The sequence below is a fragment of the Rhizobium sp. P1_E1 genome (assembly GCF_056406015.1).
Map to the genome: position 1 here is coordinate 1 of NZ_JBFUAY010000073.1, position 26439 is coordinate 26439.

At 60.3% G+C, this 26439-nt stretch carries 27 protein-coding genes and 1 pseudogene; 11 read left to right on the forward strand and 17 right to left on the reverse strand.

The genetic code is table 11. The features are described from left to right. Nucleotides 1-159 precede the first annotated feature (159 nt). Entirely contained in the window at nt 160-1389 is a 1230-nt protein-coding gene (locus tag AC1D1Z_RS21885; RefSeq protein WP_477851664.1) for a flavin monoamine oxidase family protein, read from the forward strand. Between the two features lie 146 nt (nt 1390-1535). On the opposite strand, the gene AC1D1Z_RS21890 is transcribed toward AC1D1Z_RS21885, so the two are convergent. From AC1D1Z_RS21890 to AC1D1Z_RS21930, 9 genes are all read right to left on the reverse strand, one after another. Next, entirely contained in the window at nt 1536-4286 is a 2751-nt protein-coding gene (locus tag AC1D1Z_RS21890) for a LuxR C-terminal-related transcriptional regulator (protein WP_032981317.1), read from the reverse strand. A gap of 72 nt (nt 4287-4358) precedes the next feature. Next, nucleotides 4359-5447 carry a DUF917 domain-containing protein gene (locus AC1D1Z_RS21895; RefSeq protein ID WP_018245692.1) on the reverse strand — a complete coding sequence of 363 codons (1089 nt, stop codon included), beginning with the start codon at nt 5445-5447 and terminating at the stop codon, nt 4359-4361. 4 nt (nt 5448-5451) lie between these two features. Then, nucleotides 5452-6540: a DUF917 domain-containing protein gene (locus AC1D1Z_RS21900; RefSeq protein ID WP_018245693.1), complete on the reverse strand. Its 1089-nt coding sequence runs from the start codon at nt 6538-6540 to the stop codon at nt 5452-5454. Between the two features lie 7 nt (nt 6541-6547). Further along, nucleotides 6548-8089 (reverse strand): hydantoinase/oxoprolinase N-terminal domain-containing protein, encoded by a 1542-nt coding sequence (locus AC1D1Z_RS21905; protein WP_026188702.1) that lies wholly within the window; start codon nt 8087-8089, stop codon nt 6548-6550. Nucleotides 8090-8173: 84 nt separating this feature from the next. Further along, nucleotides 8174-9238, reverse strand: coding sequence for an ABC transporter ATP-binding protein (locus tag AC1D1Z_RS21910; protein WP_477851665.1), 1065 nt, complete (start codon nt 9236-9238; stop codon nt 8174-8176). A 66-nt stretch (nt 9239-9304) separates the two neighbouring features. Next, nucleotides 9305-10408 (reverse strand): ABC transporter substrate-binding protein, encoded by a 1104-nt coding sequence (locus AC1D1Z_RS21915; RefSeq protein ID WP_018245696.1) that lies wholly within the window; start codon nt 10406-10408, stop codon nt 9305-9307. A gap of 47 nt (nt 10409-10455) precedes the next feature. Then, the gene (locus AC1D1Z_RS21920) at nt 10456-11259 is read right to left on the reverse strand and encodes an ABC transporter permease (RefSeq protein WP_018245697.1); all 804 of its coding nucleotides are present in this window, start codon (nt 11257-11259) and stop codon (nt 10456-10458) included. Then, nucleotides 11259-12176, reverse strand: a complete 918-nt coding sequence (locus tag AC1D1Z_RS21925) for an ABC transporter permease (protein WP_477851666.1) — start codon at nt 12174-12176, stop codon at nt 11259-11261. Before AC1D1Z_RS21925 ends, AC1D1Z_RS21920 begins: the two co-directional genes overlap by 1 nt. A gap of 33 nt (nt 12177-12209) precedes the next feature. After that, a complete protein-coding gene (locus AC1D1Z_RS21930; protein WP_018245699.1) occupies nt 12210-12980 on the reverse strand; it encodes an aspartate/glutamate racemase family protein in 771 nt (256 codons plus the stop codon). A 338-nt stretch (nt 12981-13318) separates the two neighbouring features. Here AC1D1Z_RS21930 and AC1D1Z_RS21935 point away from each other — a divergent pair, with 338 nt between their 5' ends. The 8 genes and pseudogenes from AC1D1Z_RS21935 (at nt 13319) to AC1D1Z_RS21970 (ending at nt 19335) form a co-directional block, all read left to right on the forward strand. Further along, nucleotides 13319-14326 (forward strand): nitroreductase family protein, encoded by a 1008-nt coding sequence (locus AC1D1Z_RS21935; RefSeq protein WP_018245700.1) that lies wholly within the window; start codon nt 13319-13321, stop codon nt 14324-14326. A gap of 162 nt (nt 14327-14488) precedes the next feature. Next, on the forward strand, nt 14489-14833 hold the full coding sequence (locus AC1D1Z_RS21940; protein ID WP_018245701.1) for a YkgJ family cysteine cluster protein: 345 nt from the start codon (nt 14489-14491) through the stop codon (nt 14831-14833). A 421-nt stretch (nt 14834-15254) separates the two neighbouring features. Next, nucleotides 15255-15824 carry a TetR/AcrR family transcriptional regulator gene (locus tag AC1D1Z_RS21945; RefSeq protein WP_018245702.1) on the forward strand — a complete coding sequence of 190 codons (570 nt, stop codon included), beginning with the start codon at nt 15255-15257 and terminating at the stop codon, nt 15822-15824. A 50-nt stretch (nt 15825-15874) separates the two neighbouring features. Then, a complete protein-coding gene (locus tag AC1D1Z_RS21950) occupies nt 15875-16792 on the forward strand; it encodes an oxidoreductase (protein ID WP_131704379.1) in 918 nt (305 codons plus the stop codon). Nucleotides 16793-17052: 260 nt separating this feature from the next. Beyond that, the gene (locus tag AC1D1Z_RS21955) at nt 17053-18054 is read left to right on the forward strand and encodes an IS30 family transposase (RefSeq protein WP_018245704.1); all 1002 of its coding nucleotides are present in this window, start codon (nt 17053-17055) and stop codon (nt 18052-18054) included. Nucleotides 18055-18348: 294 nt separating this feature from the next. Then, a pseudogene (locus AC1D1Z_RS21960) lies at nt 18349-18438 on the forward strand (PspA/IM30 family protein); the annotation flags it as partial. Between the two features lie 268 nt (nt 18439-18706). Further along, a complete protein-coding gene (locus tag AC1D1Z_RS21965) occupies nt 18707-18964 on the forward strand; it encodes a ribbon-helix-helix domain-containing protein (protein ID WP_018245705.1) in 258 nt (85 codons plus the stop codon). Next, on the forward strand, nt 18964-19335 hold the full coding sequence (locus AC1D1Z_RS21970; RefSeq protein ID WP_018245706.1) for a type II toxin-antitoxin system RelE/ParE family toxin: 372 nt from the start codon (nt 18964-18966) through the stop codon (nt 19333-19335). Before AC1D1Z_RS21965 ends, AC1D1Z_RS21970 begins: the two co-directional genes overlap by 1 nt. A gap of 148 nt (nt 19336-19483) precedes the next feature. Here the strand turns inward: AC1D1Z_RS21970 and AC1D1Z_RS21975 are convergent, their stop codons facing one another. From AC1D1Z_RS21975 to AC1D1Z_RS21995, 5 genes are all read right to left on the reverse strand, one after another. Further along, nucleotides 19484-20209 (reverse strand): amino acid ABC transporter ATP-binding protein, encoded by a 726-nt coding sequence (locus AC1D1Z_RS21975; RefSeq protein ID WP_018245707.1) that lies wholly within the window; start codon nt 20207-20209, stop codon nt 19484-19486. Beyond that, nucleotides 20187-20846: an amino acid ABC transporter permease gene (locus AC1D1Z_RS21980; RefSeq protein WP_018245708.1), complete on the reverse strand. Its 660-nt coding sequence runs from the start codon at nt 20844-20846 to the stop codon at nt 20187-20189. Before AC1D1Z_RS21980 ends, AC1D1Z_RS21975 begins: the two co-directional genes overlap by 23 nt. After that, a complete protein-coding gene (locus tag AC1D1Z_RS21985; RefSeq protein WP_018245709.1) occupies nt 20843-21514 on the reverse strand; it encodes an amino acid ABC transporter permease in 672 nt (223 codons plus the stop codon). The genes AC1D1Z_RS21980 and AC1D1Z_RS21985 overlap by 4 nt, the downstream gene beginning before the upstream one ends. 80 nt (nt 21515-21594) lie before the next feature. Continuing rightward, complete coding sequence (locus tag AC1D1Z_RS21990; protein ID WP_018245710.1) at nt 21595-22380, reverse strand: transporter substrate-binding domain-containing protein; 786 nt, start codon at nt 22378-22380, stop codon at nt 21595-21597. A 3-nt stretch (nt 22381-22383) separates the two neighbouring features. Next, complete coding sequence (locus AC1D1Z_RS21995; RefSeq protein WP_018245711.1) at nt 22384-23133, reverse strand: GntR family transcriptional regulator; 750 nt, start codon at nt 23131-23133, stop codon at nt 22384-22386. Between the two features lie 245 nt (nt 23134-23378). Between AC1D1Z_RS21995 and AC1D1Z_RS22000 the strand changes: the two genes are divergently transcribed. Next, nucleotides 23379-23645 (forward strand): type II toxin-antitoxin system Phd/YefM family antitoxin, encoded by a 267-nt coding sequence (locus tag AC1D1Z_RS22000; protein ID WP_017991284.1) that lies wholly within the window; start codon nt 23379-23381, stop codon nt 23643-23645. Then, entirely contained in the window at nt 23642-24070 is a 429-nt protein-coding gene (locus AC1D1Z_RS22005; RefSeq protein ID WP_477851667.1) for a PIN domain-containing protein, read from the forward strand. Before AC1D1Z_RS22000 ends, AC1D1Z_RS22005 begins: the two co-directional genes overlap by 4 nt. Before the next feature lie 95 nt (nt 24071-24165). Here the strand turns inward: AC1D1Z_RS22005 and AC1D1Z_RS22010 are convergent, their stop codons facing one another. Genes AC1D1Z_RS22010 through AC1D1Z_RS22020 form a run of 3 tightly spaced genes read right to left on the reverse strand, consistent with a single transcriptional unit; the run spans nt 24166 to nt 26277 of the window. After that, the gene (locus AC1D1Z_RS22010) at nt 24166-24924 is read right to left on the reverse strand and encodes an amino acid ABC transporter ATP-binding protein (protein WP_477851668.1); all 759 of its coding nucleotides are present in this window, start codon (nt 24922-24924) and stop codon (nt 24166-24168) included. Between the two features lie 24 nt (nt 24925-24948). Beyond that, nucleotides 24949-25608, reverse strand: a complete 660-nt coding sequence (locus tag AC1D1Z_RS22015; RefSeq protein WP_011648868.1) for an amino acid ABC transporter permease — start codon at nt 25606-25608, stop codon at nt 24949-24951. Between the two features lie 6 nt (nt 25609-25614). Further along, nucleotides 25615-26277: an amino acid ABC transporter permease gene (locus tag AC1D1Z_RS22020; protein WP_026188703.1), complete on the reverse strand. Its 663-nt coding sequence runs from the start codon at nt 26275-26277 to the stop codon at nt 25615-25617. Nucleotides 26278-26439: the final 162 nt, after the last annotated feature.

A 26439-nucleotide genomic window follows, 5' to 3' on the forward strand; every position in this document is an offset into this window, starting at 1 on the left:
ACCTGCAGCAGCAGGATGGCAACCGCCAGCAATGCAACAAGTGTTTCGAAGAACGTCATGTCAGCATACTAGCAGGCTTTCGGGCACATTGAAGCGGGTGCAACCCCGATGTAAAGCTTGTGTCGTATCAAGCTGATGACGCAGCGGCGGAGGGCGACGATGGACTACGAGGTTGCGATTGTCGGGGCTGGCGCAGCCGGCATTGCAGCAGCAAAAAGCCTGGCCGATGCCGGGCGCTCGGTCATCATTCTGGAGGCCAGCAACCGCGTAGGCGGACGAGCCTGGACAATCGAACTGGCCGGAATGCCGCTGGATATGGGTYGCGGCTGGCTGCACTCTGCCGAGCGCAATCCTCTCGTCGCCATCGGCCGTGAGGCCGGGTTCAATATCGAGCGCGGACCGACGGCGTGGCAAAGCCAGTGGCGCGATCTCGGCTTCACGCAGGATGAGCGCGCGGCGGCGGCGGCCGAATGGAACGCGCTTGAGGAGCGGATGCGGGCAAATCCCCCCGCCAGCGACAGGGCGTCGGACGCACTGGAGCCCGGCGGCAAATGGAACGCCTACTGCCAGTCCCTCAGCGGATATATGAACGGCGCACCGCTCGATCGGCTGTCAGTCGCTGACTTTCTTGCCTATGACAATGCGGCAACCGATGCCAATTGGCGGGTGCATGAAGGCTATGGAAGTCTGATCAGCGCCGCCGTTCCGAACGTCGCCTTGCGCCTTTTGACCCCCGTTCGGCGTGTGGCATTGACCGGGAGCGGCATTCAGCTGGAGACCGACCGCGGCCCGGTCACATCAAGTGCCGCGATCATCACGTCATCGACCGCCGTTCTGGCCCGCGGAGCCATTATCTTCGACCCGGAGGCCGACGATCACCTCCATGCCGCAAGTCAGCTGCCGCTWGGCCTCGCAGACAAGCTGTTTTTGGAACTCCATGGCAATCATGGTCTGGAGCCGGAAACCCATCTGCTCGGCGACCCGCAAAATGCCGAAACCGGCAGCTATTATATCCGACCGCTCGGCCGGCCGATCATCGAAGGCTTCTTTGGCGGAAACGGCGCTGTCGTCATTGAACGCGCGGGTTTGGTGGAGGCATTTGCCTTCGCACTCGACCAGCTGTCATCGCTGCTCGGCAGTAACATTCGCCGCCATCTGCGGCCCCTCACGGCCTCTTCCTGGTGTCGGACCGATTGGATAGGCGGCTCCTACAGCCATGCACTGCCCGGCCATGCGGGCGCACGCGCAGTCCTGGCGCGCCCGGTCGGCGACCGGCTGTTTTTCGCCGGCGAGGCGACGCACCAGTCCGACTTTTCGACCGCGCATGGCGCATGGGAAAGCGGGTTGCGGGCCGCCGACCAGGCTGCGGCTGTTCTAACACGCTCATGATAAAGCAGGGTGCATCTTATGACCCTCAACGCACCGATACCCCTGGCCGACCATTACCAGCTGGCAGAATTTCATGATTGCCCGGTTCGGATTGTCTTATGTGAACTATAGATCGTTTATGCTGACAGTGCCGGCATTTCGCCGTGCTATTTAAGGTTCAATTTAGCCGAAACTGCCAGGGCCATTGCCCGGCGACTGACCCCAAGTTTGGAAAACACGTTCTTGAGGTGGAATTTCACCGTCGGCTCGGAAAGCCCGAGCGCGCGGGCGATTTCCTTGTTGCTCTTGCCTTCGTGTAGGCAGAGCAGGACCTGTTGCTCGCGTTGACTGAGAAGACTTTTGCCGCCGGCAAGAGGACCCTTGATCCGGCGGCCGTTATCGGCCGGTTTGCCGAAGACGCTTCTTTCACCCTGGCCAATTATGCGACCGATGAAGTCGACGGCATCGGCACTGAAGACCTTCAGGCCGAAACGACGCACGATCGCCCGCACGACCGTGGAGAATTCGAGCCCCTCGTCCTCGAAAAGCTGGGTTACCTCGTGCGAGCGAGCACGCGCGATCGCAAACTGGAAATATTCGAGCGCCTGGGCATGCCGGCCGTCGTTCCAGGCGGCGACCGTTGCCAGTATTTCCGCCGCCAGCAGGTGATAACCGCTGCCGTTCGCGCGGCTTCGCGCCATCACGGTCTCCAGATTGGCGAGCCCTTCGCCCGGTCGTCCCTGGGCTTTGAGAAGGCGCGCTTGCGCGACAAGGAAATCGCTTTCCTCGCGCCAGGTCCAGAAGTGCCCGAGTTCAGGATCGCGCAACGATGAAACCAGCCGCTCGGCCAAAAGGACCGCTGATTCAATCAGGCCGGCCTTCGAGAAAATATCGACGCGCATGATGTCGGCCGCAATCTTCAGGCGCGGCAGCGCGCGTTCGACGGCGACCTCTTCCGCCTTGTCGATCGCTGCCATTGCCGTATCGAGACCACTCAACCGCAGCCGGCTGCGGGCCAGCAGCGAAAACATCCGGGAATAGATATCGACCCAACCTTCGCCCTGGACCACGGCATTGACCGCCTCGCCAAGGCTCTTCTCGACCAGAGCCATCTCGCCCTGGAGGTAGAGAACATCCGCCGTCGCGACGCGGCAGATCGCTTCGAGATTGATGTCGGTCCACTGCGCGCTTTGGATCAGGTCCTGCGCCTCCCGGCAGAAAGTCAGCGCCGCCGAGAAGTTGCCGGCGAGGGTATTGACCAGCCCCAGATGGATGAGCATGAAGATCTGGGCATAGGCCGTCTTTTCCTCGCGATAATAGGCCAATGCCTTCAAGGCGCTCAGCCGCGCGAGGTCGAGATTGCCGCGCCTGGTATAAGCGATGCACAGATGGTTGTAGATCCAGCCGAGCTCCCAGGTCGATTGCGGCGAAAAACCTGACGCCATTCGTTCGAGATGCAGGATCTGCGCATCGTCGAGATGAAGATCCTCATAAATATCGACCAGCCCGTCGATGTGATCGAGCGTCGATGCCTCGATCGTCAGGAACTCGTCGCCATGCATGGCCCGGCCTTGCTTGATCGCCTCCATCCGCTCACGCGCCGCCTTGATGTGCCCCTTCTTCGCGAGCACCAGCACGTAACACAATGACAGGCTCGGAGATTCGTGGATGACGCCGGCGGGCAGGTCGGCGATCAAATGTTCGAGCACTGTGTGGCCGGCGCGGATGAAGAGATTGACGCCGCCGGCCTGTCGGATCGTCTGCGCGGCGAGCGAAAAATTGCCGGCGCGCGCCGCATGCGAAACGGCTCTTTCCAGGAACCCGCGCTCGGCAAACCAGATCGCCGCGATGGAGTGAAGCGTTGCCTCGTCGGTCTGGGGATCACCGGCAAGCTCGGTCGTCAGGCACTTCCGCACGATCGGATGAAGCCTATACCAGGCCGCACCCATCTGGCTCTTTTCGATCAGCGGGCTCATATCCTCGAGCAGCCGAAGGTCATCTGCCTGCAGATCGGTGCCGGAGAGATGGCTTGCCAGCTCCAGCGGGAATTCCTCCAGGATCGACGTGACGCATAGCGTTCGGCGAAGCGCCGGCGACAGCGGACGCAGGATCGCTTCGTCGATATGGCGGAAGAGATCGGGATGTTCGCCGGCCAGCAGCCTGTTGCGCTCGTCTATACCGCCGCTCTCCATCACGCCGAGCGCGATCTGCGTCAAGGCCGGCCATCCACGGGTAGCGCGTACAAAGTTTGCGACGTCGCCAGTGTTGATGTTACGTGGAAACAGGCTGCGGATCTCGTTACGGCTGAAGGCGAGGTCGACGGCGTTAATCTCTGTTACGAGCCCGCGCACCCTGAGCCGGGCGAGCGGCAGCTGCAGCTTCTGCTGCGACGCGCAGACAATCCTCAGATTGTCGGGGGCACCTAAGAAAAATCCGTCGAGGAAAGCCTGCACATCGGGTGAGGAAGCAATATCGAGCTCGTCGATGAACAGGATTGCGCCGCTTTCCCGGTCGGCGACGATGTCGAACAGTTCCCTCAGAGAGGCGGGAGGCCGTGGGGTGTGGATGCCGAGTGCCAGGCAAAGATCAGCTAGCAGTTCGGCAGGTCGGCCATGCGAGGGGCCGAGCGTGATCCAGCCGCAATGACCGACGCCGCCATCGAATAGCGACTGAAAATAATCGGAGCCGGAAGTAACCGCCTCATATCCCGCCTTGAGCAGCGCCGTCTTGCCGAAGCCAGATGGTGCATGGACGACGACGATCTGGCGCGCCAGACCGTCGCGGATCTTAGAAAGGGGAAAGGGACGGTCGATGGCCGTGAACAGCATGCGCGGCGGGCGAAACCGGGAACCTAGCGTCTTCGGTTCACGCCCGCCGGGGCGGGTTGCAGTTTTGCCTTCGGAACGACTGTGATGCATCCAAAAACGCCTCGCTCATTCGACCATCCTGACTTGCGAGCTTTAAGAAGCATATCCCGTGCCAGCCTAGATCTAACCGGCCTCGAGCGTTGCGTAATTCTGCGTCAGGCCGAAGGCGGCGGGGCCGAAGACGTCCAATGCCTCCGGTGTGCGCATGATCGGCGGCACCTTGACGCCAAGCACGTTGACCCGCTGGCCATAACGCAGGCGTTCGGTGGTTATCGGTTCGGCAGTGTCGGCTTCGAGGATGCAGATGAGATCCGGCACGATCGCCAGCACCCTGCCATCTTCCTCTGCCACCAGATTCTCGTTCTGGATCTGGATGCGCACCGGCCTGCGGTTTGTGTCGAAAGGTTCGATCGTCACGACCCCGACCGACCAGCCGTTCTGCTCGCGCCGCGAGACGTCGACCACCTTTCCCGAGGCCAGAAGGCGCGCGGTCTCGTAATGCGTTCCGGCGAAGAATTCGATCAGGTCGGCGAGCGGATCGCGATGCGCGGCAAGCGCCAGCCGGATGGTACGCCCGATGCCGATGGCAAGCGACATCGTTCCTGGAACGGATACGCGACGGGTCGTGCGGCCATCCATGCCGTAATTGACGATATAGGACTGGCCGCCCATTCGGATCGTCACGCCGCGAGCGAGCCATTCGGCCTTGGCCGCACTTTCCGTCTCGATGATCACGACATTGCCCTGCTCGTCGGCGACCGTCAGCGGTGCGGCAGGCACGCCATAGACGTTGAAGGTCTCCATTTCGAGCTGCGGAAAGGCGCGGCCCATGCCGTCCGCGTCGATAACCGGGAGTCGGCATTCCGCCGCCAGCATGATCGGCACCATCGAGTTGATGCCGCCCGCCTCAAAGGGGATGATCGCTCCCATCGCCTTGCCGACGCGTTTCTCGTAAGCCCTGAGTGCAAGCCCGATCTCTTCGCCGCTCGGCATCTTCTCGATCAGGATCGTCGGCGCCCCCATCGCGCCACAGGCGGCGACCTCGATGCCGTCAGGCACGTCGTCGAGCGCCAGAAGATCGACCGCACCGTGGCGTTCGATCGCCGCCTTCGCCATCAGCTTGCCGATATAGGGATCGCCGCCGCCGCCGGTGCCGAGAAGGGCTGCGCCGACCGCCAGGTCGTCGATATCCTCGTTGGTGATGATTGCCATGTGTTCAGCCGATCTGTTCGATGGAAATGAAGGGTTCCTTCAGCCCGAAGCAGGTGGGGCCGAAGACATCGAGCGCTTCCGGCGTCCGCATGATTTCGGGAACGGAGACGGCAAGCACGGTGACGCGCTGTCCGTAGCGCAGGTTTTCACTGGTGATGGGTTCGGCCGTTTCCGTGTTCATGATGCAGATGAGATCGGGCACGATCGCCTTCACCTTGCCGTCAACGCGGGCGATCAGGTTCTCGTTCTGGATCTCGATCTCCATCGTCGAACCGAAGGGCGGCAGCCCGCCGATCGTAACGCGGCCGATCGAAAATCCGGCCTTGGTCTCGCGCATGACATCGGTGATTTTGCCGCCGAAGATGATGCGCCCGTAGCGGTAGAGCGTCGAAGGCAGAAATCCGAGCAGCGCCTCGATCGGATTCTCGTGCGAGCTTCTGGCGTTGCGCAGGACTTCGCCGATGCGGATGGCGAGGCTCAGCGTGTTCGGAATGGCGGTGCGTTTGACGTCGGCGCCCGACATTGCATATTCGGCGATATAAGCGCAGCCGCCCATGCGGATGGCGACGGCGCGCGAAAGCCATTCCATCTGGCGGTTATCGACCGCCTCGATGATGGCACAATCACCATATTCATCGCTGACGGCCATCGGGCTGCCGGAGACGCCGTAGACGCCGAAGGTTTCCATTTCGAGAAAGGGAAAGGCGCGGCCCATGCCGTCACCGTCGACGACGGGCAGGCCGAGGCGGGCGCCGACGACAAGCGGGATCGTCGAGTTGATGCCGCCGATCTCGATCGGCATGGTCGCCTGCGCCTTGCGGCCGAGATGACGTTCAAGCCGCTGCAGCGAAAACATCGCCTCCTCGCCGCTTGGGATCTTCTCAACCAGCACGGTCGGCGCACCCATCATGGCGGTCGGAATGACCAGCATGTCGTCCGCCAGTTCGCTGGGATCGATGATGTTCACCTCCAGCCCTTCGTCGAGGCATTGCTGCACCATCAGCCGGCCGACATAGGGATCGCCGCCGCCGCCGGTCCCGAGGAATGCCGCGCCGACGGCAAGGTCGCAGAGTTGTTGACTGTTGAGTTTCATAGGGTCCTCATCCGATCACGAGATCGCCGATAGCCTTGACGCGGATGCGTGTCGCACTGCCTGGCAGATAGGCGAGCGGCACTTCCTCGATATCCATGATCTTGACCGTTCCGGCCTCTGCACCCGCCTTGACGGCGCGCTCCTCGGCTTCCTTTTTGGCGCCGCCGAGCACGATGTCGCGGGAGGTACCTTCGAGCGAGAAGATGCGGTCGACCTCGCCGCCGACCTGCGCGATCGCCGCGCCGATGGCATTGGCAACGGAGGCGTTCTCAGGGCGGATGACGCGGGATGCGGAGGGCAGGTCGCGCGAGATCAGGATCGAGCCACCGCCGACCAGGATGACCGGCAGGGGCTCGGCGCTTGTCTTCATCCGGTCGACGGCCTCGTCGGCCATGCGGTGGATGGTATCGAGCGCCGTCTTAATCGTCCTTGCCGGGATATGCGCGACACGCGAACGGTCGCCGATATCCTCGAGGCCGGCCGCGACGATGATGTCGGTCGTCGTCAGGGTATCGCCGCCGAAGATCAGGGCGCGGGAGGTGATTTCGTAGCCGACCGAATCCGGGCCAATGCGGGCACCGTCGTCGCGCACGATCGAGCCGCCGCCGAGACCGATGGCGAGTACATCGGGCATGCGGAAATTGGTTCTGACCCCGCCGATATCGACGGCGACGGCAGATTCACGCGGGAAACCCTGCATTAGCATGCCGACATCCGACGTGGTCCCGCCGATATCGACGACCATCGCCTCCTTCTCGCCGGCAAGCATCGCGGCGCCCCGCATGGAATTGGTCGGGCCGGAGGCGAAGGTCAGCACCGGATAACGCTCGACGTAATCAGGCACCATCAGTGTCCCGTCGTTCTGGCTGATATAGAAGGGCGCATTGATCGCCAGTTCCTTCAGGGCGTTACGGAAGGAGTTGACGACTTTGCGCGACAGGTCGGCGAGCGACGCATTCATCACCGAGGCGTTTTCGCGTTCGAGGAAACCGACCCGGCCGACTTCGTGGCTGAGCGATATCGACAGGCCGGGGATCTCGTTGCCGAGAATCTCGGCGGCCCGCAGCTCCATATCAGGTGTCACCGGCGAAAACACCGAGGTGATCGAGGCTGCCTTGAGGCCGCGACTGCGGATTTCGCCGGCGATGCGCAGGATCTCGGGCTCATCAAGCGGCGCGATCTTGCGGCCGTCGAATTCGTTGCCGCCACGCACCATGAAAGTGTGGCGGCCGAGTGTGTCGGCCAAATCCTTCGGCCAATCGGTCATCGGCGGCAGCGCCTTGGTCGCCGGTAGGCCGAGCCTGATAGCGGCGACTTCGAGCAGCCGCTTGCGCTCGACGACGGCATTGGTGAAATGCGTCGTGCCGATCATCACCGCCTGGATTTCCGAGACCGAGACGCCGGTCATCGACAGCACCTGCTTCAACACGGCGACAATGCCGGAGCCGACATCGCTGGTCGTCGGGCTCTTGCATGCTCCGAGTACCAGCGGGCCGTCCATCAGGGCAGCATCGGTATTCGTGCCGCCCACATCTATTCCAATACGCATCATGACCTCCGTGAGAATATGCCTGGCCGTGGCGCCGGAGCGGATGGCTCCGGTGCTGGCGATGTTCGCTGTTTCCGTGTTGCTTCAGGCGACGAGTGCCTCGGATCGGTCGGGGTCCCAGCCGACCGTGACGGCGGCGCCGGGGGAAAATCGTTCGGTGCGGGACTGGTTCTGGCGCTCGGCGACAATCTCCTGGGAACCGATGGCCAGCCGGTAGCGCACCAGCGCACCCTGGTAGGTTTCGCTGACGACCGTCGCGGGAAGGCTGACGCCGGATGAGGTGTCGGGACCGATGATGACGTTCTCGGGGCGAACTACCAGCTTTGCCGCCTGCCCGGCGGCCAGGCMTTCGGGACCCCGCGTCGGCAACACGGTTCCCTCCAGCAGCACGGTCATGCCTTGCCCGTCATTGGCGCCGACGGTGACGTCGATCACGTTCGAATGACCAATGAAGGTGGTGACAAACAGCGTCTTCGGCCGTTCGTAGATTTCCTCGGGCGTCCCGACCTGGACGATGTGCGCCTTCTGCATGACGCCGATGCGGTCGGACATCGTCAGGGCCTCGTCCTGGTCGTGGGTCACATAGACGGTGGTGATGCCGAGCTTCTTCTGTAGATCCTTGATCCAGTATTTCATTTCCTCCCTGAGGCTCTTGTCGAGTGCCGACAGCGGCTCGTCGAGAAGGAGGATGCGGGGCTCCGTGACCAGCACGCGGGCAAGGGCGACACGCTGCTGCTCGCCACCCGAAAGCTGGCGCTGGAAACGCTCCTCATATCCGGAAAGCCCGACCTGGCGCAGCGCGGCGGTGACGCGCTTGCGGATCTCCTCCTTCGGCAGCYTCCGGAGCTTCAGGCCGAAGGCGATATTGTCGGCAACGTTCATGTGGGGGAAGATCGCGTAGTTCTGGAACACGATGCCGATGTCGCGTTTCTCCGGCGGCAATCTCGTCACGTCGTCGCGGCCGATGAGAATCTCGCCGCCGCTCGGCGGCACGAAGCCGGCAATCATCCGGAGCGTCGTCGATTTTCCGCATCCCGATGGGCCGAGAAGGGAAAAGAACTCTCCTTCGGCGATGTGCAGGTCGATGCCGGCGACCGCGACGCTATCGCCGTAGGATTTAGCGAGCTTTTTCAGATGGATATCGGACATGCGGCGAAGGCTCTCCTGTTATGAAGATGTGCGACGGGCGGCGCGGAACCGCCCGTCGCGGCGGCATCAGCTGGCGAAAATGCCGTTGACCGTTTCGACGATGTCGTCTTCGTTTTCGAGGTAGGAATTCCAGTCCGGCACCCAGAAGCCCTTGATGGCGTCGGCGCTGTTGACGACGCCGGCCTTGGCGAGATTGTCGGGCAGGACGGCGTTGCTGACCGTCGGGCGCAGGTAGAATTCCTTGCCCATATTGCCGATGAAGGTCGGATCGAGGGCGCGGTCAAGAAGCGCAAAAGCGAGCTTCTTTTGCACCGGCTCGGCATAACGGCTGATCGTATAGGTCTGCGTCAGGATCGGCTGCTGTTCGGTCCAGTACCAGAAGGCGAAAGGCGCGCCCTTGTCGCGGGCCTGCATCGGCTCGGCATCGTCGAGCACGGCGACCACCACTTCGCCGCGGTCCATCAGCGTTTGCATGTTGCCGGTGAAATCGGAGATCTTGGCCGGCATCAGCGCCTTCATCGCCTCGTAGCCGGCATCAAGATCGTACTGATCCTTGCCGAAGATGCCGCAGGCGACGAGGAAGAAGTCCATCTGCAAGGTGTTTGACGTGATGTAGGTGCCGCGCTTGCCGGCGAATTCCGGCTTCCAGAGATCCTTGAACGACGAGGGCGGCGGCGAAACCAGATCGGTGCGATAGGCATAACCATACTGGTTGAAGGCCCAGGTGACGCCGACGCCATTGGCGGTGGCGAAGGGCCATAGGTTCTTGGCGTTCGGCACGTTCGGCAGCAGTTCGTCGAGTTTTAGGAAGAAATCGCCGGCCTTTGCCGTCTTGAACATCTCCGGCAAGTTCCAGTTGGTAATGTCGAGCGGCGGCTTCTCGGCGCCGCCGGCGACGAATTTTGGGAACCAGGGCCAGGTCGAGTCGTATTCGATCTTGCAGTTGAACTCCTTCTGGAAGTCGGTCAGCAGATATTTGTTGACCAGTTCGCCCCAGGGACCGCCCCATTCGCCGACGCGCAGCACCGCGCCGCCGGCATCAAAGACCTTGCCGTCGAAGGCGACATCCTGCGACCAGGCGTGATTGATGTTGAACAGGGGCAGCGTGGTGGCAGCGACGCCCATCTTCAGGATCGTGCGGCGGGTATGCCCTGTCGTTTTCTCAGTCATGAAGTTCCCCTTTTTGCTCTATCGTTGATGTGTAGGCGTAGCGGTATTCATCCCCCGAAGGTGCGTTTCAGGTTGACGAGTCTGGAGGTCAGCACGGTGGAGAGAATGACGAGTGCGATGGCGAAGATGCCCGCGGCGGCGGCCGTCGGCTCGAACTGGTAGCGCATCGAGACATACATCGCGATCGGCAGCGTCTGCAGGTTCGGCGTCGACAGAAACAGCGTGACTTCGAACTGGCCGAACGAGACGATGAAGGCGAAGATCGTGCCCGCCGAAATTGCCGGCCCGATGATCTTCAGCGTCACCAACCGGAAAGCGGTGAAAGGCGAGGCGCCAAGGCTGCGGGCGGCCTCTTCCAGCGAGCGGTCGAAACCGACCAGTGCCGCCGTCACAGTCGCGATGACGAAGGGGCAGGTGACGATCACGTGGCCGATAATCAGCCCCGGCATGGTGCGGGCAAGGCCGATGCCCGTGGTCACGTAGAAGACATAGAGGGCAAGTCCCAGCACCACGCCGGGCAGCACGATCGGCAGCATGAAGAAGCCGCGCAAGATGCTGGAGGTACGGCTCTGCGAGCGGGTCAGATAGATCGCCGCCATCGTGCCGATCACCGTCGAGATCAGCGTCGAGACCAGTGCGATCATGAAGCTGACCCCATAGGCCGAGAGGAAGACGGGCGAAGTCAGGAACGCCTGTATCCAGCGCAGCGACAGGCCCTCCGGCGGAAAAGTCAGGTAATCGCCCGAGTTCAGGCCGGCAAGCACCACGATGAAGACCGGCACCAGGAGGATCGCCAGCGACAGCAGCGAGATGGCCTTGAAGGCAAGGGGGATGGCGGATTCTTCACGCATCAGGTGCGCCCCCCCGAGGTTCTGACCGCCGCCTGGTGGTAGACCGCAACGGCTGCGATGCTCGTCACGAAGAGCACCACGGCGATGGCGGCGCCGAACTGCCAGCGCCCGACTTCGGCGATCTGCTGATAGATATGGATGGGCAGCACCATCACCTTCCAGCCACCCATCAAGGCGGGAACGACGTAGGAGCTGATCGAAAGCGCAAAGACCAGAAGCGTGCCGGCCAGGATTCCGGGCATCGAGAGCGGAAGCACGATGGTGACGAAGGCGTGCCAACGCGAGGCGCCGAGGCTGCGGGCTGCCTCTTCGAGCGAGGGATGGATCGCCTTGATGATACCGATCAGCGACAGCACCATGAAGGGCAGGGTGATCTGCACCAGCCCGACGATGACGCCGAAGACATTATACATCAGCGGCAGTGGCGCTGTTATCGCCCCGACCCTGAGGAGAAATCCGTTGATGAGGCCGTTATCGCCGAGCAGCACCATCAGTCCGTACATGCGGATGACCATGTCGAGCTGCATGGAGGACAGGACGAGGATCATCAACAGCGTGGCGCGGCTCGGCTTCACCGTCTTTGCGATGACGTAGGCGAGGGGATAGCCGAAGAACAGGCAAGCGGCGCCGACGATGGCCGAAATCCAGATCGAGCGCAGGATCGATTCATAATAGCTCGCCCGTGTGAAGATGCGGACGAAATTGTCGAAGGTGATCTGGCTGTTGAGGGCGATGACGCCGGCGACGGATTTGTTGAAGGCGAGCCCGAAGAGTGATGCGGTCGGGATCACGAAGAAGACAAGGAAGACGAGGAGCGCCGGGATGACCAGCCACCACAGGCGGAAATCCTGAAGAGCGGTGGTCGATCCTTTCCGCTTTTCCGTTCGTGTYATGGTGTCCGTTTGCGCAATCGCCATCTCTGTCCTCTCAATGGAACGTCCAGCGTTCTCTCATTCGGCCGCAAGCGGCATGGGCAGATGAATATAGTCGTAGCCGAGCAACTGTTTTTCGGGCGGCTGTGGGAAGGTCAGCTTGCTGTGGGCAAGGTTCGAACGCACCAGCGCGGCAGCAACGGAAACAGCGGCGGGAATGGGATCGATGACAGGCACGTCGATCCCGTGCGCCAGAAGTCCCTCGCGCAGGGCGAAGGCGCAGCCCATCAGGCCGGTGCAGCCGAAGACGAGCGCCTCGGCGCCATCTTCCTCAACCGCCCGGATGCCTTCCTTGATCAGCATCGCCTTGGTCCGGTCGAGATCTTCCTCGAGTTCCAGAACGGGAATATCGACGCTACGCACCGAGGCAAGCTTGGTCGAAAGGCCGGCGACGGCCGCGGTGTTTTCAAAGGATGCGCGCAGTCGGCGCATCACGGTGAGGACGGAAAACCGGTGGCCGAGCATCGCCGCAAGGTGCATGCCGGTCTCGCAGGGTCCAAGCACCGGGATCGTCACGGCTTCCCGCGACGGCCTGAGACCCGGATCGCCCATGCAGTCGATGATGACGGCGTGGACGCCTTCATTCTGCGCCTTGATCGCTTCGGCGATTGTTCCGGGCACCGAGAGGGCAGCCTCGAACTCGCTCTCGATCGATCCCGGTCCGGCCGTAATCTGCGAGTGACTGACCTTGATGCCGGGATATTCCAGTGCCCGGAGATCGGCGACTTTGCGAAATCCTTTGGTGACGATCGGTGACACCACGCGAATTTCTACGACGTTATCCTGCACGGCCGGCCTCCTTGATGCGCAATTCGCTCTGGGCAATTCATGGGCTTACGGTGCCGCAGTCCGCCCCGGCTTGGAAGTTCTGAAATGAGTAGGTGCGGATGTGATTCGGATGGGTCATCGGCCGGTACGGATGGTGGATAACCTATTCGAACGGATAGGGTGCGCAAGAAAAAGCGATTTTAAAACAAATGCTTCTCGACCGATCAATTCCAGAAGCATTGCATTCCAGCGTGAAAATCTGCCGCCATCAGGGGGTTTGACGAGGCCGAGCAGACGAATAACCCTGCATCGACGACAGTAGGTTCAAGACCGCCTGCTCATCACCGGGGAATCGTGCCATGCCTTCGGCCAAAGCCGTGCCTTCCGCATCATCCTTCCAGAACCGCGCCAGAACGGCGTGGCGCCTGTTTGCGAATTTCGCCTATGACTATCGCCGTTTCCGCCGCGCCTCCTTCATCGATGGCGCACAGTCGCGCGAAAACCGGCGGGCACATATCCATCTCCTGGCACATATGCTGGAATACGGAATGTCGCTTTCCAATCCGCGCAACGGCTTCGGCATGGACAAGGTGCGGCTGCTGGCGGCAGAGACGCGCCGCTATATCGAGCAGCATGGCCATGACGCTTCGGCCGATATCGGCCTTTCCGTGCTTTCGGCCTATGTCGCCTTCAATGCGGAGCAGGGCGATGTCAGCGAGGCACAGGCACTGCTGGACGATCTGCTCGTCGTCGCCGGCATCGGGCACAATATCCGGCCCGGCGGCAGCGAGGCGGTCAGTGCAGCCGAGATCGTCAGGCACGCGCGGATGGATTTCGTCTCCTTCATGGAGGCACGCCACAGCGTGCGCCAGTATGACAGCAACAGGACAGTCGCGTTCGAGAAGATCGAAAGATCCATCCGTGCGGCCCAGCAATCGCCTTCGAGCTGCAACCGACAGACATGCCGTGTCTACGCCTTCACCGAGAAGCCGTCGATCGCCCGCGTTCTCGCCCATCACGACGGCAATCGCGGCTTCGGCGAGCAGCTCGGCGGCGTATTCGTCGTGACGGTCGACCTGTCGCACTGGAACACGGTCGGCGAACGAAACCAGGGATGGGTGGACGGCGGCATGTTCGCCATGACGCTGGCGCTTGGCCTCCACGCCGAGGGACTAGGCGCCTGCATGCTGAACTGGAGTGCGGCGCGCGAGCAGGATATCAACATGCGGACCTGCGTCGGCATCCCCGACAACGAAATCATCATCACGCTGATCGGTTTCGGTGAGATGCGCGCGGATTTTCGCGTGCCGGTATCGGCCCGAAAGCCGATCGACATGGTCCTGACGCACGAACCACCGCTCCGGTAAGCCTCAATCGTCGAGCGATCGGCAGCGCTCGACACCATCGGCAAGATCGCCTTGAGGCCCAACGTCAGGACGAGGAGCCTGATGAAGATGGATACGCTCGCTCCAAGAGAAGCGGTTAGCCGGCAGCTTTATCATTGGCAGGCTGTGTGGTAGGAGCGGCTCATGACATCACTGATCGATTTTGATTGCCGAAGCTGCGGAGCCTGCTGCTCCTATTCGTCGACCTGGCCCAGATTTTCCACCGAAACAGAAGCTGCTCTCGATTTGCTGCCGGCGCAGTTCGTAGCCGCGAACGAGCAGGGAATGCGTTGCGACGGTGCGCGTTGCTCCGCACTGGTCGGTCGCGTCGGTTCGGAGACATCCTGTCAAGTGTACGATCTTCGGCCTGACGTCTGCCGCGCCTGCGTCCCAGGGGATGGCGCTTGCCTGACCGCGCGCGAGTTCTTCGGGATCGGCCAGCCAAGTTTGCCGCCCGGTCACATCGATGCGCATTTGCCAATCAACTGAGATGAGTGGCGCGGTCCCCCGCGCCAATGTTGGCTATGACGGCGATTGCGCGCTAGGCGCGGCACTTTAAAACCGACTGTGGCGATTCAACACCCGCGACCGACATGATCGATCCGGTGGTATCAAAGCAAATCTTCGAGGACTTGCCCAAAGTCTCGGCGTGGCGGGTAGCGCTGGCAGCGCTCAGATGACTACGCCGAGCGTTTCCAACAGCTCCTTCGTCAGCATTCGGCTCTGCTTGCTGTCTGAGGGTCCTGTCACGGCAAGGACAAATGACGGCAGCGCCTACAACACCTAGCAGCACAGTGATGCGTTCAAAATAGCTGCTACTGTTCTAACCGCTGGTCAATAAATCCTCTTGACTCTCCAAATGGGATACTTATTTAGATGAGTAATAACTCACTCAATTGAACTCGGTCATATGGCGCGTCCTCTAAGCGAAGAAAAACGGCAAGCCTTGCTTGAGGCGGCATGCGATTTTGTAGCCCGCTTGGGAACTGAGGCGTCGACCGCGAAGATTGCAAAGGCTGCGGGTGTGTCCGAGGGAACGCTGTTCACTTATTTTCCAACCAAGGACGATCTTCTCAATCAACTCTTCGTGTCGATCGAAATCGATCTGATGGAGCGGATGCTTGCTCCATATCCGGATGGGGACGCTCCTCGCCAAAGGCTAAGACGCGTGTGGGACCGTCTGGTGGATTGGGGATTGACCAATTCGACGGCTCGCAAGGCTGTCAGACAGCTCAAGGTTTCGGATCGGGTAACCGCGCAGAGCAGACAAAAAAGCAAAGCCATGGTCCACGATGCACGGGCAATCGTCGCAGCATGTCTTGCCGGACGTGCCGATCCTGAAAGGATTGACTTCTATATCGATACGGTCCTGTTCGGCCTTGCCGAAATCACGATCAATGCGATAACCGCCAACCCGAAACAGGACAAGAACATCCGACAGGCTGGTTTCGACCTGTTTTGGAAAGGTACCGCCACATAAAATTTGACTCATTATTGAGTGCCTAAACACTCATTTAAAAGGAAAGCGACATGGCTCATTCTATTGGTTTCACGGAAGCGAGTGTTCCCGACCAAACGGGAAAGACCTTCATCGTCACAGGTGCCAACGCAGGTATTGGCTTTGAAATCTCACAAGTGCTTGCTGCAAGAGGCGCTCGTGTCCTGCTGGCATGCCGGGAACGCACTAGGGCAGAGCAGGCAATAGCGCGGATCAGGCATATTACGCCAAAGGCTGATCTAGCCTGGTTGCCACTTGATCTGGGCGATCTCGACAACGTTCGAGCTGCGGCTGAAATTGCCGCGAGAGAACCGCGCATTGACGCGGTGATCAACAATGCAGGCATCATGAACCCACCCTTGACACGCACCGAGCAAGGCTTCGAGTCCCAGTTCGGCGTCAATCATCTTGGCGTTTTTGGGCTGACAACGTTGCTCTTGCCAAAGCTGGCAGAAACGCCGGGATCGCGTGTCGTCGTGACATCCAGCATTGCGCACCTGAAGGGGAGGATCGACTGGGACGACCTCAACGCCGAGAAAAGCTATAACAAGAACGGCCGCTACGGCGGCAGCAAGTTGGCAAACGCACTGTTTTTTTTCGAGTTGGATCGGCGCCTACGGTCTGCAGATTCTCCAGTTACGGCTGTCGGGTGCCATCCGGGCGTTGCGAGTACCAGTCTTGGGCGGCACATGGGGATCATCCAACTCGTGGGTCCGATCGTCGGTCTGCTCCTCAACAGCGCGGCCAAGGGGGCCTGGCCTGCGCTGCAGGCGGCGACAGGCAAGGTGATGCCGGGTGGTTACTACGGGCCAACCGGGTTTGGCGGAATTCGGGGTCCGTCCGGTGAGGCGAAACGTGCCCCCGATGCCCAGGATCCAACTCTGTCAAAGCGTCTCTGGGACGTCTCTATTGCGATGACCGGGATCGATCCGGGCTTGGCCCCCGCCTGATAGAAACACTAAGCCCGAAGCAGATGCTTCAAGCAGAAAGCAAGGGAAAAATCAGGGCCGAACTCACGGAGCCAAATCTATGATCGCCGAAGTTTTCGTCCCGCTGCACCTTTGGGGCACGCTTGCAAACAGCCATGTTCTTCCTCTCTCGAAGTAGTTCCATAAACTACGTTATGCGATCGATTGATGTTGGGGGGTACATTCTATTTCCAAGTGCGACATGCTTATAAAAACAATGGCTTCGCCTTGGAGATATATGCATGTCCCTTTGCTATTCGCAGCTCACCCTGCCTGATCGCAAGCGTCTTTTTCATCTTAGAGAACGCAAGGTTTCCGTCTCGGAGATTGCCCGCCAACTCGGTCGTCATCGTTCGACGATCTATCGCGAGCTTAAACGCAATACGTTCCAGGATCACGAATTTCCGGAATACAGCGGCTATTACAGCGGTATCGCCAACGACATGAGCAAGGAGCGCCGACGACGGCTGCGCAAACTCAGACGCCATCCGCATCTGCGCGATCTCGTCATCGACCGGCTGAAGGCGCATTGGTCACCTGAGCAGATCGCTGGCCGGCTTCTCGCCGATGGCGTCAGTCCTGTGCGCATTTGCCCGGAAACGATTTATCGTTTCATCTATTGCAAGGAATATTATCCGCTCGGGCTGTATCAGCACCTGCCGGAACGACGGCGCAGGCGTCGGCGCCGCGGCGCACGCAAACCGCGCGACGGCTTAATCCCGCTCGACTACAGAATCTCCCAACGACCTGATTTTATTGATGATCGATCACAGTTCGGGCATTGGGAGGGCGATCTCCTGATCTTCCGGCGTGAACTCGGAGAGACCAACGTCACCTCTCTCGTCGAGCGCAAGAGCCGCTATACGGTGATGATCAAGAACCGCAGCCGTCACTCGCGACCGATCATGGACAAGATCATCCATGCCTTCTCACCATTGCCGTCTTTTGCACGCCGAAGCTTCACCTTTGATCGCGGCACGGAGTTCTCCGCTTTCAGGGCTTTGGAAGATGGGATCGGCGCCAGGAGCTGGTTCTGCGATCCCAATTCGCCTTGGCAGAAAGGCGCTGTCGAGAACACCAACAAGCGCATTCGACGCTTCATGCCTGGCGATACGGATCTGTCCAATGTCGCTCAGAAGCAACTTGTCGACCTCGCCCATCAGCTGAATTCGCTGCCAAGAAAGTGCTTGGGCTACAAAACACCGGCCGAGGTCTTCATGGCGCATTTGCGTGAATGCGGCTGATCCCCTACCCTTCAAACGCCCATGTTGCACTTGGTGTAGATTCTCCAAGGGCTATTTAGTAATGCGACAGTTGGGCCAGTTAGAGATGCGACAGTCTCGCCTCTCGACGTTCTGGTCAATGCCAACGTTGGGAGCAAGGATGACGACCTTCAGCCTGGTCGAGACCATGAGCGGTCGGAGTCGTCATGCCCTGTTTGATCACCATGTCGCAGAAAGAATTGCATCGCCTCGAAGTCATTCAGAAGATCCGTGATCGACGCCTAAGTGTTGTCCAAGCCGCCGAGCTGCTTGGGCTCAGCCGACTACATTCTTGCACAATTGATGCTGCCGAGACATTCGGCCGAGCCCGTCTTGCTGCCCGCCCCTACTGGCAGCAAAGACTGACAATTCCCGGGAACGGCAGCATTGCCTGCCGTTCCCGGCACGCCTGCGGATTGGAGCGCCTGCTCGCTTGTTGGCCAGCAGGTGGAAAGATTCATCGTCGCTATCTGCGGCTGGATGCCTTAATCAGACGGATTCCCTTACGATCTGGCGAGTCCCTGCATGATCCAGGCGAGCATCCCGGTCTGCAACCGAACGTCTCGATGTCAAATATTGACATCGAGGTATGGATACACAACAATTCATTCAGAAATTTGAAGGAAGGTGCGGCATGACCAGCAGCCTGCATGTGAGCTTGCCCGATGAAATGCGCGCCTTTGTCGATATGCGCGCCAACGGGAAGAGCCAGTACACGACCCCGAGTGAATATGTGCGCGCCCTTATTCGCGAAGATATGGCACGCGAAGAAGACCGCCGCTATGCCATCCGATCACTGCTGCGGGCGGAAGGGGAATTCCGGCGCGGAGAAATGCTGCCCCTTTCGGCTCTTGATGCCGTCGACGCGGAACTGGATGAAGAACTGCGCTAGTGGCTCCACGCGTTCTCATCCTGCCGGCCGCACTTGATAACTATCGTTTGGCCGTCCGCGAAACGGCGCGCAAATGGTCCCCCGAACAGGCAAAGGCGTACGGCCGCCTGCTGCGGGCAGGATTTGAAGGCATCCCCGAAGCCTATGCCCGCGTGAGGACAAAGAGCGACGAGCGCGTCGGGAACTCACTCTTCCGATTGCACAAAGTCGAGCACCATTACGCCGTCTACATTGTCGCTGACGATGCAACCTTCGTCATTGCCGCGGTCTTACACGAGCGGATGGACATTCCCGCACAGCTGCGGGCAGTCGAACGATTGACCGACAGAGAGTATGAAACGTTGATGGGACACCCTCGGTCGAAGTCCTGAGGACGGTCGACCATGAGCAGCCCACCGGACACAATAGTCTGGCATGCGCGGCCTCTTCCCTCGTCTGCCTCCGCACGAGCAAAGCGGCGCTCGCGCGCCATCCCCGACGACGATGCCGGCCGGTATAAGCGAGAGATGTCGTCGTTTCCTAATTGACGCCGAGAAATTGCTTCAGCTCGGCCGTCTGCGGATTGGCGAAGACTTCCTCCGGCAGGCCTATTTCGTGAACGCGGCCCTGGTGCATAAAGACGACGCGACTGCAGACATCGCGGGCGAACTTCATCTCGTGCGTTACCATCAGAAGCGTCATTCCCTCGGCGGCAAGCTCGCGCACCACGGCCAGAACTTCGGCGACCAGTTCCGGATCGAGTGCGGAGGTAATCTCGTCGCAGAGAAGTGCGGTCGGCTGCATGGCGAGCGCGCGGGCGATGGCGACGCGCTGCTGCTGGCCGCCCGAGAGCTCGTCGGGATAGGCGTCGAACCTGTGGCCCAGCCCTACCCGCTCCAGCATCTTGCGGGCGGTCGCCTCGGCTTCGGCTTTCGGGGTCTTCTTGACCACGGTCTGCGACAGCATGACGTTGCCGCCGACGGTCAGGTGCGGGAAGAGGTTGAACTGCTGAAAGATCATGCCGACCTTGAGACGCAATGCCTTCAGATGCACTTCGTCATCGAGGAGCTGCGCGCCGGCCACGGAGATCGAGCCGTCGGTGATGGCCTCCAGGCCGTTGATGCAGCGAAGCAGGGTCGATTTGCCCGAACCGCTCTTCCCGATAATGGCGATGACTTCGCCGGCCTCCACATCGAGATTGATGCCTTTCAGCACCTCGGTGGTGCCAAAGCTCTTGCGGACTTCAGTGATTTCGATGAGCGACATTGAGCTTCCTTTCCAGGATCTGGCTGCTTTTTGACAAAGGCCAGCAGAGGGCGAAGTAGATGAGGGCGACGAGCCCGTAGACGGTGAAGGGCTGGAAGGTGGCATTGGTGACCACCGTGCCGGCTTTCGACAATTCGACAAAACCGATGATCGAGGTCAGCGCCGTTCCCTTGACGATTTGAACGGAGAAACCGACCGTGGGCGGTATGGCGACCCTCAGCGCCTGCGGGAGGATGACGTAGCGCATCTGCTGCAACCGCCCCATGCCGAGGCTGGCGGAGGCTTCCCATTGACCCCTCGCCACCGCTTCGACGCAGCCTCGCCAGATTTCGGCGAGGAAGGCGGCGCTCCACAGAGTGAGCGCCAATCCCGCAGCAAGCCAGGCCGGCACATCTATCCCGAAAAGGCCGAGACCGAAAAAAGCGATGAAGAGCTGCATCAGCAGCGGCGTGCCCTGGAAGAGCTCGATATAATATTTCGCAAGCGCCCTGAATGCCTTGCGCTTGCTAATGCGCAGGAAGAGCAGCCCCAGTCCGACCGCACCGCCGCCAATGAACGAGACGAGCGAAAGCAGGACCGTCCAGCGGGTGGCGAGCAGCAGGTTGCGCAGGATGTCCCAGAGTGTGAACTCGATCATCGCGCCGCCCTCCTCGGGAAAATGAACCCGCCGACCACCGCCAGCACCTGCCGGAGCAGGATCGCCAGCACAAGATAGATGGCTGTCGAGACGATGTAGGCCTCGAAGGCGCGGAAGGTTCGCGATTGTATGAAGTTCGCGGCAAAGGTCAGATCCTCGGCGGCGATCTGCGACACGACCGATGAGCCGAGCATGACGATGACGACTTGCGACGACAACGCCGGCCAGATGCGCTGCAGGGACGGCACGAGAACGACATGCCGGAAGGTTTCGAAGCGCGTCATGGCAAGGCTCTCGCCTGCCTCGAACTGGCCCTTCGGGGTTGCCTGGATTCCCGCGCGGATAATCTCGCAGCTATAGGCGCCGAGGTTGACGACCATCGCAAGGTTGGCGGCCGTCAGTTCGGAAAGCTTGAGGCCGAGCGACGGCAGACCGAAAAAGATGAAAAAGAGCTGGATGAGGAACGGTGTGTTGCGGATCAGTTCGACATAGGTCGCAACGACAGGCTTCAGCCAGGCCGGGCCGAGTGCGCGCACCCAGGCACAGAAAATGCCGAGCGAAATGCCGAGCACTCCGCCGATCGCGATGAGCTCCAGGGTGATCAGTATGCCCTTGATGATGTCAGGATAATATTCAAGCAGCCAGCCGAATTCGAAATGGTAACTCAAGGAATTGTCCCCTCTTGCGGTGACGGAGCGTCATGTCATCCCGCGCGCGGCGCGGGATGACATCCGTGAGACCGGGTTCCTTACAGATCCGACGGGAGATCGGCGCCGAGCCACTTCTGCGATATGGCGTTCAGCGCGCCATCGGTTTTGGCCGCAGCGATAATGCCGTTCACCTTCTCCAGAAGGGCTGCCTGTTCCTTGTTGAGACCGATGTAGCAGGGTGAGTTCTTGATGAGGAACTTCATCTCAGGGCGCTTGGGGGGATTTTTGGCGAGGATCGCAGCAGCCACGACGTTGCCGGTCGCAATGGTGTCGACCTGGCCAGACAGGAAGGCCGAGATAGTGCCGTTGTTGTCTTCGTAGCGCTTGATCGTCGCGTCGGCTGGCGCGATCTTCGTCAGCTCGAGATCTTCGACAGCGCCGCGCGTGACGCCGATGCTCTTGCCCGCGAGATCTTCCACCTTGGCGATCGAAACATCGGCCGGCGCGAACACGCCGTTGAAGAAGGGTGCGTAAGCTACGGAGAAATCGATCACCTTTTCGCGCTCGGCATTCTTGCCGAGGCTTGATATGACCAGATCGACCTTATTCGTCTGCAGATAGGGGACGCGATTGGCGCTGGTGACCGGCACGAGTTCGGTCTTGACGCCCAGCTTTTCGGCAATGAGATTGGCGACATCGATATCATAGCCCATCGGCGCCATATCGGTGCCGACACTGCCGAAGGGCGGAAAATCCTGCGGGACGGCGACACGCAGCGTACCGCGCGCCGTGATGTCGGCGAGAGCATCGGCGTGAGACGTGGAGCCGAAGCCAAAGGTTGCAGCCAGGGTCGCGATTGCGAAAAATACTCGTCTTGTCAGCATGTTTTAATTGCTCCTTTGAAGTTGCGGTTTTTTGGGTTTGACAGTTGGGCCGGAGGACACGGCCTTGGGAGGGAGTGACAGGGAACTGCGCAGCTCCGAGAGCGGATCCGGGCGCGTGGTCAGGTCGAGGCCCATTTCCACTTCGTCCAGATGTTCGACGGAGAGCTCCGCAGCCCTGACGAAATCGCCCGCTTGCATGGCCTCGAAGATGCGGCAGTGCCCATCATGGGACTGTGCTGCGTGAAATTCAGACTGATAGAGCATCGAAATAAGGATCGTCCGCGCGGTGAGATCGCGAAGGATATCGACGATGATGGCGTTACCGCTTAATTCTGCGATGCGGATGTGGAAATCACCCATCAAATAGGTCAGGCGCTGGCGGTCGCCCGCAGCCATTGCGGTCTTTTCCTCGTTCAAATGCGCGTCGAGAGCTTTGCGTCCCTCGTCCGTCAATACGCGCATGCTGCGCAGCAACCCGGCCTCGATGACACGCCGTGCCTCATAGACCGCGATCGCCTCTTCAGCGGACGGCTCGACGACAAACCAGCCTCGTCTTGGACTTACATGCACAATGCCGCGTGTTTCCAGGCGCATCATGGCTTCACGAACGCGGGTTCGAGACACGCTGAAGAGCGTTGCCAGCTGGTTTTCGCTGAGACGCGTCCCAGGCCGAATTTTGGCTGAAAGAATCCCGGAGACGATGGTCTCCTCGATGGTCTTCTGCGTGGTCTCAGATGTCTGGCTATCTTGCATACAAGACAGGAAAGCAAAGCTCGTGCCAAAATTCTGCGTTCAGGATTTCCAAGATGTCTCGGATCCCTCCCCCTGGAATTTGCACGCTGGGAATGCAAACTGAGCGCAAATTGAGCGAGCCCACAATGCCTTGCGAACCCAGATCAGCGTCGGCCGCCCAAAGCCGACAAAGCCCCTTCCCTACTTGCGGCTAGACCGGTTCGGCTTATATAGTCAGGATAGTCACTATAGTCAGGATAAAGCGAATGCAGCCATCACGACCAGAGGATAAAAGTTGGACCGTCGCCAGTGCGAAGGCCAAGCTGTCTGAGGTTATCGAACGCGCGCAAGCAACGCCGCAAACAATCATGCGCAATGGCAAACCAAGCGTCGTCGTCGTTTCGGCCGAGGAATGGCAGCGGAAGACCGCGCGCAAGGGCACCCTTGCAGAGTTTCTGATGCAATCGCCGCTGCGTGGCGCTGATCTGGACCTCGAACGGCAGCGCGACGAACCGCGTGATCTTCAGCTGTGAGACTTCTGCTGGACACTAATGTGCTTTCCGAGGTGACAAGGCCGCGTCCCGATGCACATGTCCTACAATGGCTGGACAGTCTCGACGAGGATCGCTCATTCATCAGCGTCGTATCGATCGCGGAGATCCGGCGTGGTGTTGCATTGATGGAAAGCGGCCGGAAGCGCGACGCGCTGGCTGAATGGCTTGCCCAGGACCTGCCGCAGCGCTTCGAGCAGCGTGTCATCCCTGTGGATCAGCCGGTTGCGATAGCTTGGGGCGACTTGATGGGGCTCGCAAAGCGAAGCGGGCGCGGCTTGTSGTCAATGGATGGCCTGATTGCCGCCACCGCGATTGCTCACGATCTCACCCTCGCCACTCGCAATATAAAGGATTTCGAGGGCTTTGAGATCGAGCTTGTCGACCCTTGGACCGAGCGCCCGTGACGATCCGCAGAGCGGACCGTCACGGGATCATTCTTTAAGTTTTGTTGATGCAAATCGTTATCCCAAAACCGCTGCGCACTTTTGGGCGACATGCATTAGTTGAAACTCGAGGTTTTGAGGAATTCCGCCAGCCGTTCAGTCTTCGGATGCACGAACATGTCCTTCGGATCGCCCTCCTCGCAGATGACGCCCTGGTTCATGAAGATGACCCGTGACGAAACGTCGTAGGCAAAGCGCATCTCGTGCGTGACGAGCAGCATGGTCATGCCGTCGGCGGCAAGCCCCTTGATCACCTGGAGCACTTCGCCCACCAGTTCCGGGTCGAGCGCGGAGGTCACTTCATCGAACAGCATCAGCCTCGGCGACATGGCGATGGCGCGAGCAATTGCGACGCGCTGCTGCTGGCCGCCGGAAAGCTGTCCGGGATAGTGGTTCGCGCGGGCGGAAAGGCCGACACGATCGAGCCATTTTTCCGCGATTGCGCGCGCATCCGGCTTCGTCATTTTCTTCACCTTGACGAGGCCGAGCATGACGTTTTCAGCGGCGCTCATATGCGGGAAAAGATTGAACTGCTGAAACGCCATGCCGGTCAGCGCGCGTTGGCGTGCAATCTCCTTCTCGCTCTTGCGGCGCCGCGTTGCTCCTTCGGCGCGATAGCCAATCTCTTCGCCGTCGAGGCTGATCGTGCCGCCCTGGAATTCCTCGAGCATGTTGATGCAACGCAGCAAGGTGGTTTTTCCGGAGCCGGACGAGCCGATGATGGAAATGACTTCGCCTTCCTGCACGGCGCAATCGACGCCTTTGAGGACTTCGTGGATGCCGTAAGTCTTGCGCAGGCCCTGGATGTCGAGAATGGTCTTGGCCCTCGGGGTGTCTCCTCAGGATGGCAGGGCGGTCTTGCGCTCGACATATTTGCCGAAGTGCTCGATGCCGTAGTTGATGATGAAATAGAGACCACCGGCCAGGAAATAGAACTGGAGGCTCATGAAATTGCGGGAGATGATCTCCTGCGTGCGCAGGAGAAGCTCGGCGACGCCGATAACGGAGAGCAGCGTTGAGGCTTTCACCATCTCGGCCGCCGTATTCACCCAGGCCGGCAAACACTGGCGCATGGCCTGCGGCCATAGCACCGAGGTGAAGGTCTGGGTAAAGGTCAGGCCGATCGCCTTGGCGGCTTCGGTCTGCCCCTTGGGGATCGCCTGAAGCGCTCCGCGCACGATTTCGCCGACATGGGAGGAGCAGAAGATGGCAAGGGCAAGCACGCCGGCCGAGAACGGCCCGAGATCGAGGCCGACGGCGGCAGAGACATAGTAGCTTGCCAGCACCAGCACGAGCACCGGCGTGCCGCGGATGATATCCGTATAGGCGCGCACGGCCAGACGCAAAACAACGCCGCCATAGACGAGCGCCAGACCGACGAAAACGCCGAGTATGGAACCCGCGAGGATGGCCAACAGGGAGATCGACACGGTCACGCCGATGCCGTTCATGATGACGTAGCGGGCGATCCAGAGTTGTTCGAGAAAGGTGTGGGACATCCGGGTTTATCTCGGCAGGGCCAGACGGCGCTCGACGAAGCGCATTACGGCGGCGATGAGGAAACAGGTCGCGACATAAAGGGCTGAGGTGACCATCCAGGTCTCTATGACGCGGAAACTCTCGACATTGATCTTGCGGGCAGCAAAGGTCAGTTCCGGCACGGCGATGGCGGCGGCGAGCGAGGTGTCCTTGAAGAGCGAGATGATCGTCGAGGACAGCGATGGCAGCACGTTGCGCAGCATCAGCGGCGCGATGATGGAACTGCGGATCTGCATCCCCGTCAGGCCGATGGAAAGACCCGCTTCCGTCAGTCCTCTCGGAATTGACAGCAGCCCGGCGCGGAATACCTCGGCCAGATAGGCGCCGGAATAGAGGGATAGAACCAGGACGAAGCTTTTTATCTTGTCGAGGCGCAAACCCATCTGCGGCAGCGCGAAAAAGGCAAAAAGCACCAGGACGAGTATCGGTAGGTTGCGAATGACAGTGACATAGACCCGCGCCGGCACGATCGCAAAACGGCTTTTGGACGTCAGTGCGAAGGCCACGACCAAGCCGATCGCGGCCCCGATCAGGATCGAGATCACCGCAAGACCGAGGCTGAGTACAAGCCCGCTCAAAAGAAAATCGAAATTGCGCCAGACGGCGGCGAAATTCAACGTATAACCCATACGGGCCGCCCTTTCAGACCAGAGCATGATGCCGAAAAGTGTGAGCTCTTTTCGGACAACATCATGCTCTCACTCCTCAACTGAGAACAGGATTCAGATTTTAGGCCGACCCGGCCTGAAATCATCCTGCTAGTGGAGCGGGAGAAAAGTCCCGCTCCACAT

What these genes read in the sequence shown, in the direction of transcription:
- AC1D1Z_RS21945 (WP_018245702.1), top strand. Translation starts at nt 15,255, where the DNA reads ATGGCGCGTCCTCTAAGCGAAGAAAAACGGCAAGCCTTGCTTGAGGCG.
- AC1D1Z_RS21915 (WP_018245696.1), bottom strand. Translation starts at nt 10,408, where the DNA reads ATGACTGAGAAAACGACAGGGCATACCCGCCGCACGATCCTGAAGATG.
- AC1D1Z_RS21950 (WP_131704379.1), top strand. Translation starts at nt 15,875, where the DNA reads ATGGCTCATTCTATTGGTTTCACGGAAGCGAGTGTTCCCGACCAAACG.
- AC1D1Z_RS21905 (WP_026188702.1), bottom strand. Translation starts at nt 8,089, where the DNA reads ATGCGTATTGGAATAGATGTGGGCGGCACGAATACCGATGCTGCCCTG.
- AC1D1Z_RS21995 (WP_018245711.1), bottom strand. Translation starts at nt 23,133, where the DNA reads ATGCAAGATAGCCAGACATCTGAGACCACGCAGAAGACCATCGAGGAG.
- AC1D1Z_RS21965 (WP_018245705.1), top strand. Translation starts at nt 18,707, where the DNA reads ATGACCAGCAGCCTGCATGTGAGCTTGCCCGATGAAATGCGCGCCTTT.
- AC1D1Z_RS22015 (WP_011648868.1), bottom strand. Translation starts at nt 25,608, where the DNA reads ATGTCCCACACCTTTCTCGAACAACTCTGGATCGCCCGCTACGTCATC.
- AC1D1Z_RS21940 (WP_018245701.1), top strand. Translation starts at nt 14,489, where the DNA reads ATGACATCACTGATCGATTTTGATTGCCGAAGCTGCGGAGCCTGCTGC.
- AC1D1Z_RS21935 (WP_018245700.1), top strand. Translation starts at nt 13,319, where the DNA reads ATGCCTTCGGCCAAAGCCGTGCCTTCCGCATCATCCTTCCAGAACCGC.
- AC1D1Z_RS21920 (WP_018245697.1), bottom strand. Translation starts at nt 11,259, where the DNA reads ATGCGTGAAGAATCCGCCATCCCCCTTGCCTTCAAGGCCATCTCGCTG.
- AC1D1Z_RS22020 (WP_026188703.1), bottom strand. Translation starts at nt 26,277, where the DNA reads ATGGGTTATACGTTGAATTTCGCCGCCGTCTGGCGCAATTTCGATTTT.
- AC1D1Z_RS21955 (WP_018245704.1), top strand. Translation starts at nt 17,053, where the DNA reads ATGTCCCTTTGCTATTCGCAGCTCACCCTGCCTGATCGCAAGCGTCTT.
- AC1D1Z_RS21890 (WP_032981317.1), bottom strand. Translation starts at nt 4,286, where the DNA reads ATGCATCACAGTCGTTCCGAAGGCAAAACTGCAACCCGCCCCGGCGGG.
- AC1D1Z_RS22000 (WP_017991284.1), top strand. Translation starts at nt 23,379, where the DNA reads ATGCAGCCATCACGACCAGAGGATAAAAGTTGGACCGTCGCCAGTGCG.
- AC1D1Z_RS21975 (WP_018245707.1), bottom strand. Translation starts at nt 20,209, where the DNA reads ATGTCGCTCATCGAAATCACTGAAGTCCGCAAGAGCTTTGGCACCACC.
- AC1D1Z_RS21990 (WP_018245710.1), bottom strand. Translation starts at nt 22,380, where the DNA reads ATGCTGACAAGACGAGTATTTTTCGCAATCGCGACCCTGGCTGCAACC.
- AC1D1Z_RS21895 (WP_018245692.1), bottom strand. Translation starts at nt 5,447, where the DNA reads ATGGCAATCATCACCAACGAGGATATCGACGACCTGGCGGTCGGCGCA.
- AC1D1Z_RS21980 (WP_018245708.1), bottom strand. Translation starts at nt 20,846, where the DNA reads ATGATCGAGTTCACACTCTGGGACATCCTGCGCAACCTGCTGCTCGCC.
- AC1D1Z_RS21900 (WP_018245693.1), bottom strand. Translation starts at nt 6,540, where the DNA reads ATGAAACTCAACAGTCAACAACTCTGCGACCTTGCCGTCGGCGCGGCA.